Source organism: Lysobacter sp. A286, from assembly GCF_054052105.1.
In genome coordinates, this window is sequence record NZ_JBSVRJ010000001.1 from 2,094,867 (window position 1) to 2,110,050 (window position 15,184).

Consider the following 15,184-nt stretch of genomic DNA (forward strand, 5'->3'; position numbering starts at 1 on the left):
GACACCTGCGATGAGCTCCGACCTGCTCTCCCAAGACGAAATCGACGCCCTGCTGCACGGCGTCGACAGCGGTGCCGTTGATGTCGATGAGGACGCGCCCGCAGCTCCCAACGAGGCGCGCAACTACGATTTCGCCAGTCAGGACCGCATCGTCCGTGGTCGCTTGCCCACCCTGGAGATGATCAACGAGCGCTTCGCCCGCACCTGGCGGGTCGGCCTTTTCAACCTGTTGCGACGCTCGGCCGATCTGTCGGTACGCGGGGTCGACCTGATGCGCTTTGGCGAGTACATGCACTCGTTGCAGGTGCCGACCAACCTGAACCTGGTGAAGATGAAGCCACTGCGCGGCACTGCCATCGTGATGTTCGAGCCGCGGCTGGTATTCACCGTGGTCGACAACTTCTTTGGCGGCGCCGGCAAGTACCCGGCCAAAATCGAAGGCCGCGAATTTACCCCCACCGAGATGCGGGTCATCCAGCTGTTGCTGAAGCAGACTTTCGCCGACCTGGCGGACGCCTGGGCGCCGGTGCTGCCGGTCGAATTCGAATACCTCAACTCGGAGGTCAACCCGCACTTCGCCAACATCATCAGCCCGCGCGAGTACATCGTGGTCAGCCGCTTCCATGTCGAGCTGGAAGGCGGCGGCGGCGAGTTCCACGTGTCCATCCCCTACTCGATGCTCGAACCGATCCGCGAACAGCTGGACGCCGGCGTGCAAAGTGACCGGGTGGAGCGCGATGAAAGCTGGACCCGGGCCATGCGTGAGCAGCTGCAGGACGCACAGGTCGAGCTCAGCAGCTCGTTGACCCAATGCCAGATCAGCCTGCGCCAACTGTGCCAACTCAAGATCGGTGACGTGATTCCGATCCATCTGCCCGACACGGTGACCTTGAACGTTGAACAGACCGCGCTGTTCACCGGCCAGTTCGGCAGTCACAACGGCCATAACGCCATCAAGATCGGCACCGTCCACCCCGCCCGCGCCCTCCCCACTTTCGAAAGCCTGACAACGCCATGAACCCGACAGACATCCCACAGACCGACGACGGCCAAACCTCGCGCGCCGCGTTCGATACCCTGACCGCCGACGGCGACAGCCGGGGCACCGACCTGAACCTGGACGTGATCCTGGATGTATCGGTATCGCTGTCGCTGGAGGTCGGGCGCACCCGTATCCCGATCCGCAACCTGCTCCAGCTCAACCAGGGCTCGGTGGTTGAGCTGGAGCGTGGCGCGGGCGAGCCGCTGGATGTGTTCGTCAACGGCACCCTGATTGCCCAGGGCGAGGTCGTGGTCGTCAACGACCGCTTCGGCGTGCGACTGACCGATGTGGTCAGCCCCGCCGAGCGCATCAAGCGACTGCGATGAGCCCGGCGGCCGACACTGCGGCGGCGGCGGTTGCTGCGGCCACGTCTACAGCCACGTCCATGGATTCCCGCCTGCGCGCGAATGACGGGGTTGTGGTGAAGGACGGGGTTGTGGTGAAGGACGGGACTGTGGCGAAGGAAGGGATTGTGGCGGCTGCAGCGGTGGATTCCACCGGCGCTTTCGCGCGGGTCACCGCTTCCGTTGATACCACCGCCAACCTCGTGCCGCTGCCCCTGCCAATGGCACGCACGCACGCCGCGTCGGTAGCGCCGGCGCCGATGTTCGCGCCGCCGCCAGCCAGTGGTTCCGGCGGCGCCGGCGCGGTAGGCGGTGGCGTGCTCGCGCTGCTGCTGGTGGTCGCGCTGATCCTCGGACTGGCGTGGTTGGCCCGCCGGATGCCGGGCATGGGTATCGCGGGTGCCGGCAACCCGGCACTGCGCGTGGTCGGGTCGCTGGCACTGGGCCCGCGTGACCGGGTGGTGGTGGTCGAGATAGGCCAGACCCAACTCCTGCTTGGGGTCGGCCCCGGTGGCACCCGCACCCTGCATACCCTCGACGCGCCGCTACCGTTCGCCCCCAACAGCGGTCCCTCGCCGTTCGCCCAGTTGCTTTCACAACACTTCGGCAAAAAGCCGTGAGCCGGGTCGCTGCCCGGATGTCGCGACTGCTCGGCGTAGTGCTGTTTGTCGCCGCGTTGCTACTGGCCCCGACCGTCGCGGCGCAGACTGCGCCCGCGTCAACCACACCCATGGCCGCGCCGGCAACGGCGCCATCGCCTGCCGCGACGACCACCCCCACATTGCCAAACGTGACGGTTGGCAATATCGGCGGCGAACCGGTCAGCCTGCCGTTGCAGGTGTTGTTGCTGATGACCGGCATCACCCTGCTGCCGGCGGCATTGCTCGGGCTGACGGCCTTCACCCGCATCATCATCGTGCTGGGCCTGTTGCGACAGGCGCTCGGCACCGGGCAGACCCCCAGCAACCAGGTGCTGCTGGCGTTGGCGCTGTTTTTGACCACCATGATCATGATGCCGGTGTTCGACCAGTCCTGGGCCGCGGGCATTTCCCCCTACCTCAATGACCAGATGGATTTCCGCAGCGCCTGGACCGCCTCGATCGAGCCGTTCCGCGGCTTCATGCTGGCCCAGGTCCGCGAGAATGACTTGATGACCTTTGCCGGGCTGTCCGGCAGCGGCCCGTACGCAGGACCGTCGGACGTGCCATTCGGGGTGCTGGCGGCGTCGTTCCTGACCAGTGAGCTGAAAACCGCGTTCGAGATCGCGTTCCTGGTCTACATCCCGTTCGTGATCATCGATCTGGTGGTCGCCAGCGTGCTGATGTCGATGGGCATGATGATGCTCTCGCCGATGCTGATCTCCGCCCCGTTCAAGATCCTGCTGTTCGTGCTGGTGGATGGTTGGATCCTGGTGGTCGGTTCACTCGCTGCCAGCTTCAACGCGGTGTAGGACGATGACGCCGGAAACCGCCATCACCGAAATTGGCCGCGGCCTGCAGATGGCGCTGTTGATGGGCGCTCCTCCCCTGCTGGCGGTATTGGTCGTGGGCGTGGTGGTCGGCATCATCCAGGCCGCCACCCAGGTGAACGAGCAGACCATCGCGTTCGTGATGAAGGCGATTGCATTGGCGACGATACTGGCACTGACCGGGCACTTCCTGCTCGGCAAGATGGTGGCGTTCACCATCGGCCTGTACCAGCGCATCCCGCACTTGATTGGCTGACCGGGAACCCGCGCGATGGACCCGGCGACCGCCACCGCCATCGATGGATTGAACCTGTTCGGCATGCTTGGCCAGGTGCTGTGGTACCTGCTGCGCATAGGCGGGACGTTGCTGGCATTGCCGATGATCGGCGGCCGCGGAATGCCGGTGCAGGCGCGGCTGATCGTCGCCCTGGCGCTGTCGGCGACGATGTCCACCGTGCTGCCCGTCCCGCCCATCGCCGCGATCGACGCGACAACGGTCCTTACCGTTGTGCGGGAACTGGCAGTCGGCATCGCCATTGGCCTGATGCTTCGGCTCGCCTTCGAGGCCGGGCAACTGGCTGGCGAGCTGGTCAGCCAGGGCATGGGGCTGTCGTTTGCGACCCTGGCGGACCCTTTGAGCGGCGCATCGTCGACGGTGCTCTCGCAGTGGTTCTTCCTGACTTTCGGGTTGCTGTTTTTCGCCTTCGATGCCCACCTCGCGCTGGTCGAGTTGCTGGTCGACAGCTACCGGACCCTGCCGATCGGCGCGCCGCTGGTTGACCTGCACGGTTTCCTGGCGGCATTGCCCGCATTCTTTGCCACCTGCCTGCGGGCGGGATTGTTGCTGGCGCTGCCGGTAATGATGGCGCTGTTGACCTCCAACCTGGCCTTCGGCGTGCTCTCGCGCGCCGCCGCGGCGTTCAACCCGATTGCGATCGGCCTGCCGGTGGCCCTGGTCGTTGGACTGGTCCTGCTGGGGCTGCTGGCACGGGAACTGCAGGAGCCGATACAGCGACTGTTCGGGGAAGCCTTCCTGGCGGCGCGCGCATTGACCGGCTGACCGCGCCCAGCCTGCCGGTCGCGCTGTATCCGATTGGCCACCCCGTGGCCGCAGCAGGAACCCTGTCATGTCCGGCGATCAAGAGGACCGCACCGAGCAACCGACCGAGAAGCGCCTGCGCGAGTCTCGTGAAAAAGGCGATGTCCCGCGATCCCGTGAACTGGCCAACGTTGCCGTGCTGGGGGTCACCGCAGTGACATTGATGCTGCTGGCGCCGGGCATCGGCACTGCGGCACAGGGCTGGCTGGGCGGCGCGCTGGCCTTCAATCCGGCCATCCTCGGCCACCCTGACCGCTTGATCACCCACGCGGTGACCCTGGCCATTTCACTGATGCTGCCGGTGTTGCCGGTGCTGGCCGCCGCATTGGTGGCCTGCCTGATCGCGCCGGCACTGATGAGCGGCATCCGCTTCTCCAACAAGGCATTGCAACCGGATTTCAAGCGACTCAACCCGGCCTCTGGTCTCAAGCGCATCTATGGCAAGGAAGGCTTCGCCGAGCTTTTGCGTTCGATGTTGCGGGTGCTGCTGGTGGTTGGCACCGGCGCCTTGGTCATCATCGGCGCGGTCGACAACCTGTTGCTGATGCCCCGGATGGGACTGCATGTCGCCATTGACACCGGCCTGCACACCGCGATGACCGCGCTGCTGGCGATGGCGGGTTCGCTGGCGTTGATTGCCGCCATCGATGTGCCGTGGCAACGCTACCAGCACCGCAGCAAGCTGAAGATGACCAAGCAGGAAGTCCGCGACGAGATGAAGCAGACCGAGGGCAACCCTGAGATCAAGGCCCGGGTGCGCCAGGTCGCACGCCAACTGTCGCAACGCCAGACGATGGAGGCGGTGCCCAGCGCCGACGTGGTGGTGATGAACCCAACCCACTACGCAGTCGCGCTGAAGTACGACCCCGACAACATGCGTGCGCCCCGGGTGGTCGCCAAGGGTGTGGACGAGACCGCATTGATGATCCGCGACGTGGCCGGGAAACACCGCATCACCGTGGTCGAGGCACCGCCGCTGGCACGCGCCTTGTATAGGCAGGCCAAGGTCGACCAGGAAATCCCCGTGAAACTCTACGCTGCAGTCGCACAGATACTGTCCTACGTGTACCAGCTCAAGCGCTGGCAGCCGGCGCACGGCCCGGCTCCGTCGCTGCAGCCGTTGGACGTAGGCGCGGACGGCGCCGTCGACCCGGTTGACGGGGGGCCGGCAGCGTGAGTGCAACCATGAGCCGGTTTTCCATAGCCGACCTCGCCCGTTCGCTGCGCGACGGAGCCGCTGCCCCGGTAGTGGTGTTGGCGATGTTGGCGATGGTGGTGGTACCGCTGGCGCCGGTGGTGCTGGATGCGTTGTTCACCATCAACATCGCGCTGTCACTGGTGGTGTTGTTGGCGGTGGTTTACGTCAAGCGGCCGCTGGAATTCTCGGTGTTCCCGTCGGTGTTGTTGATGGTCACCCTGCTGCGGCTGGCGCTGAACGTCGCCTCCACCCGGGTGGTGCTGCTGCACGGTCACGAAGGCCCCGGCGCGGCCGGGCACGTGATCGAGTCGTTCGGCAATTTCGTCATTGGTGGCAGCTACGCCGTCGGCCTGATCGTTTTTTCGATCCTGACCATCGTCAACTTCATCGTGGTAACCAAAGGCTCCGGGCGCATCGCCGAAGTGTCGGCACGCTTTATCCTGGACGCGATGCCCGGCAAGCAGATGGCGATCGACGCCGATCTCAACGCCGGTTTGTTGACGCGCGAAGATGCCAAGGCCCGGCGCCAGGAAGTCTCGGAGGAAGCCGACTTCTATGGCTCGATGGACGGCGCCAGCAAGTTCGTCCGCGGTGATGCGATCGCCGGCCTGCTGATCCTGGTGATCAACCTGGTCGGCGGCATCCTGATCGGCGTGCTCCAGCACGACATGGCGTTCTCCAGCGCGGCCCAGGTTTATGCGCTGCTCACCATCGGTGATGGCCTGGTCGCCCAGTTGCCGGCACTGCTGGTGTCCACGGCGGTCGCAATGCTGGTCACCCGGGCAACCCGCGAGCAGGACATGGGACCGGCGGTATCGGCGCAGGTATTCGGGCACAAGCGCGCGCTGTTCGTCGCCGCCTTGCTGCTGGGCCTGATCGGCGTGGTCCCGGGAATGCCCAACCTGCCTTTCCTGACCCTGTCGGCCATCGTCGGCTATGCCGCCTGGAAACTGCACAAGCGCGAGACCGCCGCCGCCGCGACCGCGGATGCCGACGAGGTGGCCACCGGCAGCAGCCAGAACCAGGCCATGGCCGAGCTGAGCTGGGACGAAGTGCGCCCGGTGGAGCCGCTTGGACTGGAGGTGGGATACAAGCTGATCGCTCTGGTCGACAAGACCCGTGGCGGTGAACTGCTGGCGAGGCTGAAAGGCATCCGGCGCAAGCTGACCCAGGATCTGGGCTTCCTGATCCCGGCGGTGCACGTGCGCGACAACCTGGAGCTGTCGCCCGGCCAATACCGGATCCTGGTGCATGGAGTGCCAATGGCGACCGGCGAGTTGTACCCGGACCGCAACCTGGCACTCGACCCGGGCCAGGTATTTGGCCCGTTGGAAGGCATCCCCGGCAAGGACCCGGCATTCGGGCTGGATGCGGTATGGATCCCGCCGGACCAGCGCGCCCATGCCGAATCGCTGGGCTACACGGTGGTGGACGCCGCCACCGTAGTCGCCACCCACCTGTCGCACGTGGTGCGCGAGCGCGCCTCCGAACTGCTGGGTCACGACGAAGTACAACAGCTGCTGGCCAGCGTGGGCAAGGCGACCCCGAAACTCGTCGAGGACTTGACGCCCAAGTTGCTGCCGCTGTCGGTGGTGGTGCGGGTACTGCAATCACTGTTGCTGGAGAAGGTGCCGCTGCGGCAGATGCGCCAGATCGTGGAGGCACTGCTGGAGCACGGCGCGCACACCCAGGACCCGGCCGCACTGACCGCAGCGGTCCGCAACGCACTGGGGCGCTTCATCGTCCAGGAGCTCAACGGGCTCAAGACCGAACTGCCCGTCTATACCTTGGCGCCGGCTCTGGAACAGGTATTGCAAGAGTCGGTCAACGGCACCGGCGCCGCGTTGGAACCAGGACTTGCCGAGCGGCTGCACCAGAACCTCAACGATCTGGTGACGCAGCAGGAGGGACGCGGCGAACCGGCCGTCCTGCTGGTGCCCGGCGGGATCCGCGCAACCATCGCGCGGCTGGTGCGGCACAGCGTACCGGCCCTGTCGGTACTGGCTTACACCGAAGTACCGGAAGAGAAGCGTTTGCGGTTGGTCGGCTCGATTGGTTGACAAACCAGGGCCTGGAATAACGGGAACAAGGGAACAACGTCATGAGAATCAAGCGTTTCATTGCCACCGACATGCGCAGCGCATTGCGCATGGTGCGCGAGGAACAGGGGGCGGAGTCGGTCATCCTGTCGACGCGGCCGACCGCCGACGGGATCGAGGTCGTCGCGGCGACCGATTACGACGAGGCACTGGTGCATCAGGCTCTGCGTGCCGCGACGCCGGCACTGTCGCCGACACCGGCTGCCACCAGGCCCGACCAGCTGCCGCCGGCAACCCCCGGACACGCGGGCCGGAACCACGACGACGCGAGCGGCAAGGCAGCCGTGACGCCGGCATCGGGCGCCGACTCGAAGACGTCGCCACCGCGCGACAGTTTCGCCAGCCGCGCACGCGCCGTGTTCCGCATTGGTGGTTCCCCGGCGGAAAGCCATGACAAGGAACACGCCGACGCGACCCTGGCGGAGCTCACCGGACACATGCCGCCAACGGCCGCCCTCCACCCGAATGCGTCACGCCCTGCCGGTGCGCGGCCACAGGCCAACGCTGCCCCGACCGCTGCAGCGGTGAACGCAGCAACCGGATCACCGACCCACTTCGAGGCGATGATGAATGCCCTCGCCGACCGGGACCTGCTGCCAGCCGATCCCCTCGGCGAGGGCGCGGCCACCGAGGCCCCGGCCGGCAAGCTTCCCGCCGATCTTCCAGACCCGGCCCCAGTCCAGGAACCGCCCTCACTGGCCACGACGATGTCGTCGCACCTGCCGGCACCGGCCGATGCGACCGGGGCCAGCGTCAAGGCCGCGCCACCGGCGGTACACGCGGTCGCCGAGCCGGACCCCGGCATCATCGCCATGCGCGAGGAACTGGGTTCGATGCGACGGATGATCGAGCGCGAGATGGGCCAGTTCACCAGCGAACGCCTGCGCGGCTCCCCGGCGCGTGCCGCCGCCTACGACATGCTGCTGGGGTATGGCTGCGACGAGTCCCTGGCACAGACCATTGCGGCCAAGATCAACCCGGCGCTGGACCCGGACAAGGTGCGCGCACCGATGCTCGCCGAGCTGGCACGGATGCTGACCATCAGCCGCAGCGAGCCCATCGACGACGGCGGCGTGATCGCACTGATCGGACCCACCGGCGCCGGCAAGACCACGACCGTGGCAAAGCTGGCCGCCCGCTTTGCCGCCCGCCACCGCGCCCGCGATGTCGCCATGGTGACCACTGACAGCGAGCGCGTGGGCGCAATCGAACAACTGCATGCACACGGACGCCGCCTCGGCATCACCGTATGCGAGTCGAACGGGCCGGAAGCCCTGGCCCAGACGCTGGCCCAGTTGCAGGACTATCCATTGGTGCTGGTCGATACCGCCGGTTATGGCGCCCGTGACCGCGCGCTGCTCAGCCAGATCACCTGGCTGCGTGCCACCCGCCAGTTGCGCAGCTTGCTGGTACTGCCCGCCAGCGCACACCCGCATGACATGAGTGAACTGGTCCGCCGCTACCGGATGGCCAGTCCCGAAGGCGTGGTGCTGACCAAGACCGATGAGACCGGACGCCTTGGCGCGGCCTTGTCGGTCGCCATCCGCAACGGTCTGAGCCTGACCTACACCGCCCATGGCCAAAGCGTTCCAGAGGATCTGGAGGCCGCCGATGCGTCCAACCTGGTCCTGCAACTGGAGAAACTGCGCCGTGCGGCCGATAACCCCTTTGTCACCGAGGATCACCATGCCATCGCCTGACCTCCAACCCGTTCCCGCGATGATGGCGCAGCCTGCTGGCGCCACGCCGACAACGTCTGCGCGCGCGGCCCCGGTCCGGGTCATTGCCGTAGCCAGCGGCAAGGGCGGCGTGGGCAAGACCAGCGTATCGGTCAACCTGGCGATGTCGCTGCAGAACTCCGGCCAGCGCACCTTGTTGCTGGATACCGACCTGGGCCTGGCCAATGTCGACGTCATGCTCGGCCTGTCGCCGCGGTTCACCCTGGCCGATGTATTCGCCGAGCGCTGCGAACTGCGCGACACCCTGCTGGAAGGCCCGGGTGGCCTTTGGGTCGTGCCCGCTGCCTCCGGCAAGCGCCACATGGTTGAGCTGCTGCCGCAACAGCATGTTGGTCTGGTGCATGCCTTCAGCCAGCTGGACCTGCCAATCGACGCCATGGTGATCGACAACGCCGCCGGCATTGCCGACAGCGTATTGACCTTCTGCCAGGCCGCACAGGACGTGATCGTCGTGGTGTGCGACGAGCCGGCTTCGGTCACCGATGCCTATGCGCTTATCAAGGTGCTCAATCGCGACCGCGGGGTCAGCCGCATCCAGGTGCTGGCCAACCAGGTGCACAACCCCGGCGAGGGTCGACAGCTGTTCGGCAAGCTGGAGCGAGTCGCATCGAAGTTTCTCGACGTGACCCTGAACTACCTGGGCGCGATCCCCCGCGACGAATGGCTGCGTCGCGCCATCCAGCGCCAGGAAGCGGTAACCCAGGCGTTCCCGTCCAGTCCTTCGGCGATGGCATTCCGTGACATCGCCCGCCGCGCCGGCCAATGGCAATCCCCGCAAGGTCCGCGCGGGCATGTCGAGTTCTACATGGAGCGCCTGATCACACCTGCCAGGAGTGCCATCGCATGAGTCATGCCGCCGCTGCCTATCGCGCCAGCCTGCCCCGCCAGGATGCATCCGAAGTGGTCGAGCGCCACGGCGAACTGGTCCGTCGCATTGCCCACCACCTCGCGGCACGATTGCCGTCGAGCGTCGAGGTCGACGACCTGATCCAAGCCGGGATGCTCGGCTTGCTGGACGCTGCACGAAACTTCCAGGACGACCAGGGCGCGGCATTCGAGACGTATGCGTCGATCCGCATCCGCGGCTCGATGATCGACGAGATCCGGCGTGGCGACTGGGTGCCGCGCTCGGTACATCGCCGCTATCGCGACGTGATCGCCGCGACCCGCCGGATTGAGCAGGCCACCGGCCGCGCCGCCACCGCGCAGGAGGTTGCCGGTGAGTTGGAGATCGGCCTGGATGAGTACTACCGCATGCTGGAGGAATCCTCACGCGGCCAGTTGATCAGCCTTGACGCGCACACCGACGAGCACGACGGCGAACCGCGCGTGTCCGCCCCTGGCGATGCCAACCCTGCACGCGCGTTCGATTATGGCGAGTTCCGGGACTCACTCGGCGGCGCCATTGGCGAGTTGCCCGAGCGCGAACAGCTGGTGCTGTCGTTGTACTACGAGCAAGAGCTGAACATGCGCGAGATCGGCGCCGTGCTGTCGATCAGCGAGTCACGCGTGTGCCAGATCCACGGCCAGTCGATGCTGCGGCTACGCGCGCGACTGGGCGAGTGGCGCGACACCGCCATGGACCCGAGTGACTGAACCATCGTCGCAATCGAATCATCATTTTCAACCGCTTCCCGAGTGCCTCCAGACCCATGGACAAGAACATCCGCATCCTCATCGTCGACGACTTCTCCACGATGCGTCGCATCGTCAAGAACCTGCTCAACGACCTTGGCTTCACCAACACGGCCGAAGCCGACGACGGCACCACCGCCCTGGTGGAGCTGAACAAGGCGAGCTTCGACCTGGTGATCACCGACTGGAACATGCCCGGCATGCCCGGCATCGACCTGCTGAAGGCGATCCGCAAGGATCCCGCATTGGCCAAGGTGCCGGTGCTGATGGTCACCGCCGAAGCCAAGCGCGAGCAGATCATCGAAGCCGCGCAAGCCGGCGTGAACGGCTACGTCATCAAGCCGTTTACCGCCGCGACGTTAGGCGACAAGCTGGGCAAGGTATTCGAGCGCCTCGGGGCGGGCGCGTGAACAGCGACGACCGGCAGGTCATCACCCAACGCCTGCACGCCGCGCTGTGGGCATTGGAAAACGACGACCATGACGGCTGGCGAGAGAACGTCGATGAGTTGATCCAATGGCGTACCCAACCATTCGTGCAGGGGCTGTCGCGACTTGCACGCGAACTGGAGCAGGCGTTCGGCGAGGATGGTCACGAGCAACCCAGCGCGACCTCGCTGCCCGACGCCTGCGCTCGGCTGGAGCATGTGGTCACCCTGACCGAACGCGCCAGCATGCGGTCACTGGACCTGGTCGATGAGTGCAGCGCGCTCCTGCGCCAGCTGCCCACGCCGCTGGACGATACGCAACGCGATGCCATGCTCGGCATCCGCTCGCGACTGTCGGAGCTGACCGCCGCCCAGGGCTACCAGGACCTTACCGGGCAAATCATCCTGCGCGTGGTCTCGCTGGTACGCGCCGTGCACGTCGGGCTGGGTGAGGTGGTCGGCCAGGAGGAGTCCGGCATTGCCCCGCAAGCTTCCAACCGTGGCCACGGCCCCGCGATCGCCGGCCTGGATCCGGAGCCGGTCAGCCAGGACGACGCCAACACACTGCTGTCGTCCCTGGGGCTATAGCGGCATGGACACCGCGTCCGACATCTGCGCCGACTTTCTGGTCGAGGCGCGCGAGATCCTCGATCAGCTTGGCGAGCAGATGGTCGCACTGGAGCACGCGCCCGCCGATCGTGAATGCCTGAACTCGGTGTTCCGCGGTTTCCACACCATCAAGGGTGGCGCCGGGTTCCTGGATTTCCCGGCCATGGTGACGATCTGCCACGCGGTGGAAGATCGACTGAACCTGGCACGTACCGGCGATGCGGTGCTGGATGCCGCTGCCTTCGACGGCTCCCAGCAGGCCCTGGACCTGCTGGTCGACATGCTCGATTGCGTCTCCGCTGGCGAGCCGATGACGCCCGCACCCCAAGCATTGATCGACAGCCTGCGGGTCGATGCGGCCATAATCGGAATTCCGGCAAACCACGACATCAAATCGCCAGCCGCCCCCGGCGGCGACGACTTGGATGAGCTCGACTTCGAGGCATTGCTCGACAGCCTGCACGGCAGCGGCGGCACACCCGGCGTGGTGTCGCCTGCAGCGACGCCGGAGCCGCCTGCGGCCATCCCTGCAGCCGTGCCCGCGCCACCACCAGCTCAACCGGCGGCGCCCAGCCTGCCAAAGCCGCGCAAGCCTGCCGCCCCGGCACACCAGGACGAGCCGACGGTGCGTGTCGACGTGCGCCGCCTCGACACCATGGTCAACCTGGTCGGGGAGCTGGTACTGGCGCGCAACCGCCTGAAGACCTTGCGTCCGCGACTGCATGACGAGGAACTCGATCGCGCGGTCGGCGCGCTGGACGGCGCGACCTCGCGCCTGCAGTCAGCGGTGATGATGGCGCGAATGCAGCCGGTCGGCCGCGTGTTCGCCCGCTTTCCCAAGCTCGCCCGCGATGTCGCGCGACAACTGCAGAAGAATGTCGAGTTGGAAGTCGTTGGCGCGGAGACCGAGCTGGACCGCAATCTGGTCGAGGCGCTGGCCGATCCGCTGGTGCACCTGGTGCGCAATGCGATCGACCATGGCATCGAGTCACCCGAGGCGCGCCGCAACTCAGGCAAGCCCGAGCAAGGCCACGTACGCTTGTCCGCACAGCAGGAAGGCGACCACGTGGTCATCGAGGTCCGCGATGACGGCGCCGGAATCGACCCGGACCGGATCCGCGACATTGCCGTGCGCAAGAGCCTGGTCGATGCCGACGCCGCAACCAGGCTGTCGCCGGACGAGTGCCTGCAACTGCTTTTCCTGCCGGGCTTCTCCACCCGCGCCGAGGTCAGTGACCTGTCCGGGCGCGGGGTAGGCATGGACGTGGTGCAATCACGCATCCACGAGTTGTCCGGCCGGGTCCAGATCCAGTCGGAACCGGGGCACGGCTCGCGCTTCGTAATCCAGGTGCCGCTGACCCTGGCGATTCTTCCGACCTTGCTGGTCGAGGTCGACAACGACGTCTATGCCTTGCCCCTGGTCCGGGTAATGGAGGTGCTTGCGCAGCTGCCCGGGGCGCCCATGTCGATCGATGGCCAGGAGGTGCTCGACCTGCGCGAACAACCGGTGCCGCTGTTGAGCCTGCGCGGCTGGCTGGGTATCGAACCCGAGGCGACCGCGGGCAGCACCGTGGTCGTGTTGCAAGCCGGCGAGCAGCGATTCTGCCTGTCGGTAGACCGCGTGCGCGGTCGCGAGGAAGTAGTGATCAAGGCCTTGCCGCGCACCTTGCGCGGGTTATCGGGCTATGCCGGCGCCAGCCTGATTGGCGACGGCCGGATGGCACTGATCCTGGACGTGGACGCGCTGTATCGAACCGGCGTGCGTGGCACGTCGCGACTCAAGTAATCCCGGCCAGCACCGTTAACGGACAGTATGGACAGACTCAGCGTCATCGGCACCGTACTTGCGTTGTTCGCCCTCGTCGGCGGCAGCCTGCTCAAGGGCGCGGGCCTGTCGGGACTGTGGTCGCCGGCAGCATTCGTGGTGGTGATCGTCGGCACCCTGGCCGCGATCCTGTTGCAGACACCGATGGACACCTTCATGCGCGCGATGAAGATCGTGCGCTGGGTGTTCCTGCCGCCAGCACATGACCGCCCCGCAATGATCAGCCGGATCGTCGAATGGAGCACGGTCGCGCGCCGCCAGGGCCTGCTCGGGCTTGAACCCGAGATCGCCGCGCAAGAGGACCTGTTCGTCCGCAAGGGCCTGCAAATGGTCGTTGACGGACTGGAGCCCGAGACGATCCGGCAGATGCTGGAGATCGAGCTGTACGGACAGTCCAGCCGTGACCTGGCGGCGGCAAAGGTGTTCGAGGGCATGGGCGTCTACGCACCCACCCTGGGAATCATCGGTGCGGTAATGGGCCTGATCGCGGTGATGAAGAACCTGGCCGATCCCAGCAAGCTGGGGGCCGGCATCGCGGCCGCGTTCACTGCCACCATCTATGGCATCGGCACCGCCAACCTGGCGTTGCTGCCGGCCGCCAGCAAGCTCAAGGGCCTGATCAACCAGCAGACCGAAGAACGCGAGATGATCATCGAAGGCCTGATCGCCATCGCTCAGGGCGAGAATCCGCGCAACATCGAGATCCGGCTGAACGGCTTCGTACACTGAGATGGCACGCCGACACCAGCATGAGGAACATCAGAACCACGAGGCATGGGCAATCCCGTACGCCGACTTGTTGACGCTGCTGTTGGCATTTTTCGTGGTGATGTACGCGATCTCCTCGCTTAATGAAGGCAAGTACCGGGTACTGGCGGACTCCTTGTCCTCCGCCTTCGGCGGCGCACCGCGAACCATCAGCCCGATCCAGCTTGGCGAGACCCAGTTGCGCGGCTCCTCCTTCGACCGTCCGTCGATCCAGACCGCTGCCTCCAAGGCCGGCCCGGCCGCCGCGACCCCGATCAACTCGCCGCGGATGCTGCAAGTGCTGGACATGCCAACCTTCGGCCAGCAGTCGCGCAGCCGGCAGGCCGCGGCCGCCGCAGCGGCAACGATCGAGGTCGAAAACCGGCGTCAGACTGACCTGCACTTGCTCGGCCAGCGTATCCAGGACGCCCTGTCGGAACTGGTGCGCGAAAAGTTGGTCACCGTGCGGCGCGGGCCGATGTTCCTGGAGGTGGAGATCCAGAGTGACATCCTGTTCGCCAGTGGCATCGCCACACCCAGTCCGCTGGCGGTGGAAACCATCCGCAAGCTGGCCCACGTCTTGCGCGATGAACCCAACGCGGTGCGGGTGGAGGGATACACCGACGACGTGCCGATCGCCACCGCGCGCTTCCCTTCCAACTGGGAATTGTCGGCCGCGCGCGCCGGCAGCGTGGTGCACGAGATGATCGATGCCGGGGTGGAGGCGACACGACTGGCCATGGTTGGCTACGGCCAATACCAGCCAATAGCCGACAACACCACGGGCGAGGGCCGTAACGCCAACCGTCGCGTGCTGCTGGTCATCCTGGCCTCGCCGCAGGGGCCGGATGCCATCACAGCCCCCTTGCCGCCGGCAGTAGCCGCCGGCGCAACACCTGATTCCACGATGGCGACGGTCGCGCGCCCCAACCCGAACTCCGGAGCCGGCTGA

The 15,184-nt window shown here is 66.2% G+C and carries 16 protein-coding genes; all 16 read left to right on the top strand.

From position 1 onward, the window contains the following. The first annotated feature begins 10 nt into the window (after positions 1-10). Entirely contained in the window at positions 11-1,018 is a 1,008-nt protein-coding gene (fliM, locus tag ACW7G0_RS09725; RefSeq protein ID WP_456960803.1) for a flagellar motor switch protein FliM, read from the top strand. Continuing rightward, a complete protein-coding gene (gene fliN / locus ACW7G0_RS09730; RefSeq protein ID WP_456989329.1) occupies positions 1,015-1,368 on the top strand; it encodes a flagellar motor switch protein FliN in 354 nt (117 codons plus the stop codon). Before fliM ends, fliN begins: the two co-directional genes overlap by 4 nt. Beyond that, positions 1,365-2,006 (top strand): flagellar biosynthetic protein FliO, encoded by a 642-nt coding sequence (fliO, locus tag ACW7G0_RS09735; RefSeq protein ID WP_456989330.1) that lies wholly within the window; start codon positions 1,365-1,367, stop codon positions 2,004-2,006. Before fliN ends, fliO begins: the two co-directional genes overlap by 4 nt. Before the next feature lie 17 nt (positions 2,007-2,023). Then, complete coding sequence (gene fliP, locus ACW7G0_RS09740; RefSeq protein WP_456962908.1) at positions 2,024-2,836, top strand: flagellar type III secretion system pore protein FliP; 813 nt, start codon at positions 2,024-2,026, stop codon at positions 2,834-2,836. A gap of 4 nt (positions 2,837-2,840) precedes the next feature. After that, positions 2,841-3,110 carry a flagellar biosynthetic protein FliQ gene (locus ACW7G0_RS09745; RefSeq protein WP_456960800.1) on the top strand — a complete coding sequence of 90 codons (270 nt, stop codon included), beginning with the start codon at positions 2,841-2,843 and terminating at the stop codon, positions 3,108-3,110. A 15-nt stretch (positions 3,111-3,125) separates the two neighbouring features. Further along, positions 3,126-3,914, top strand: coding sequence for a flagellar biosynthetic protein FliR (gene fliR, locus ACW7G0_RS09750; RefSeq protein ID WP_456960799.1), 789 nt, complete (start codon positions 3,126-3,128; stop codon positions 3,912-3,914). A gap of 67 nt (positions 3,915-3,981) precedes the next feature. Continuing rightward, entirely contained in the window at positions 3,982-5,130 is a 1,149-nt protein-coding gene (gene flhB, locus ACW7G0_RS09755) for a flagellar biosynthesis protein FlhB (protein ID WP_456989331.1), read from the top strand. 92 nt (positions 5,131-5,222) lie between these two features. Next, the gene (flhA, locus tag ACW7G0_RS09760) at positions 5,223-7,211 is read left to right on the top strand and encodes a flagellar biosynthesis protein FlhA (protein WP_456989510.1); all 1,989 of its coding nucleotides are present in this window, start codon (positions 5,223-5,225) and stop codon (positions 7,209-7,211) included. A gap of 41 nt (positions 7,212-7,252) precedes the next feature. Next, on the top strand, positions 7,253-8,950 hold the full coding sequence (gene flhF, locus ACW7G0_RS09765) for a flagellar biosynthesis protein FlhF (RefSeq protein WP_456989332.1): 1,698 nt from the start codon (positions 7,253-7,255) through the stop codon (positions 8,948-8,950). A gap of 19 nt (positions 8,951-8,969) precedes the next feature. After that, positions 8,970-9,836 carry a MinD/ParA family protein gene (locus tag ACW7G0_RS09770; protein WP_456962907.1) on the top strand — a complete coding sequence of 289 codons (867 nt, stop codon included), beginning with the start codon at positions 8,970-8,972 and terminating at the stop codon, positions 9,834-9,836. Beyond that, positions 9,833-10,585 (top strand): RNA polymerase sigma factor FliA, encoded by a 753-nt coding sequence (locus tag ACW7G0_RS09775; protein ID WP_456989333.1) that lies wholly within the window; start codon positions 9,833-9,835, stop codon positions 10,583-10,585. The genes ACW7G0_RS09770 and ACW7G0_RS09775 overlap by 4 nt, the downstream gene beginning before the upstream one ends. Before the next feature lie 56 nt (positions 10,586-10,641). Then, a complete protein-coding gene (gene cheY, locus ACW7G0_RS09780; protein ID WP_456960794.1) occupies positions 10,642-11,034 on the top strand; it encodes a chemotaxis response regulator CheY in 393 nt (130 codons plus the stop codon). Next, positions 11,031-11,639 carry a protein phosphatase CheZ gene (locus ACW7G0_RS09785; protein ID WP_456960793.1) on the top strand — a complete coding sequence of 203 codons (609 nt, stop codon included), beginning with the start codon at positions 11,031-11,033 and terminating at the stop codon, positions 11,637-11,639. The genes cheY and ACW7G0_RS09785 overlap by 4 nt, the downstream gene beginning before the upstream one ends. A 4-nt stretch (positions 11,640-11,643) precedes the next feature. Then, positions 11,644-13,446 carry a chemotaxis protein CheA gene (locus ACW7G0_RS09790; protein ID WP_456989334.1) on the top strand — a complete coding sequence of 601 codons (1,803 nt, stop codon included), beginning with the start codon at positions 11,644-11,646 and terminating at the stop codon, positions 13,444-13,446. A 27-nt stretch (positions 13,447-13,473) separates the two neighbouring features. Beyond that, positions 13,474-14,214 (top strand): flagellar motor protein, encoded by a 741-nt coding sequence (locus ACW7G0_RS09795; RefSeq protein ID WP_456989335.1) that lies wholly within the window; start codon positions 13,474-13,476, stop codon positions 14,212-14,214. Position 14,215: 1 nt separating this feature from the next. Further along, a complete protein-coding gene (gene motD, locus ACW7G0_RS09800) occupies positions 14,216-15,184 on the top strand; it encodes a flagellar motor protein MotD (protein ID WP_456989336.1) in 969 nt (322 codons plus the stop codon).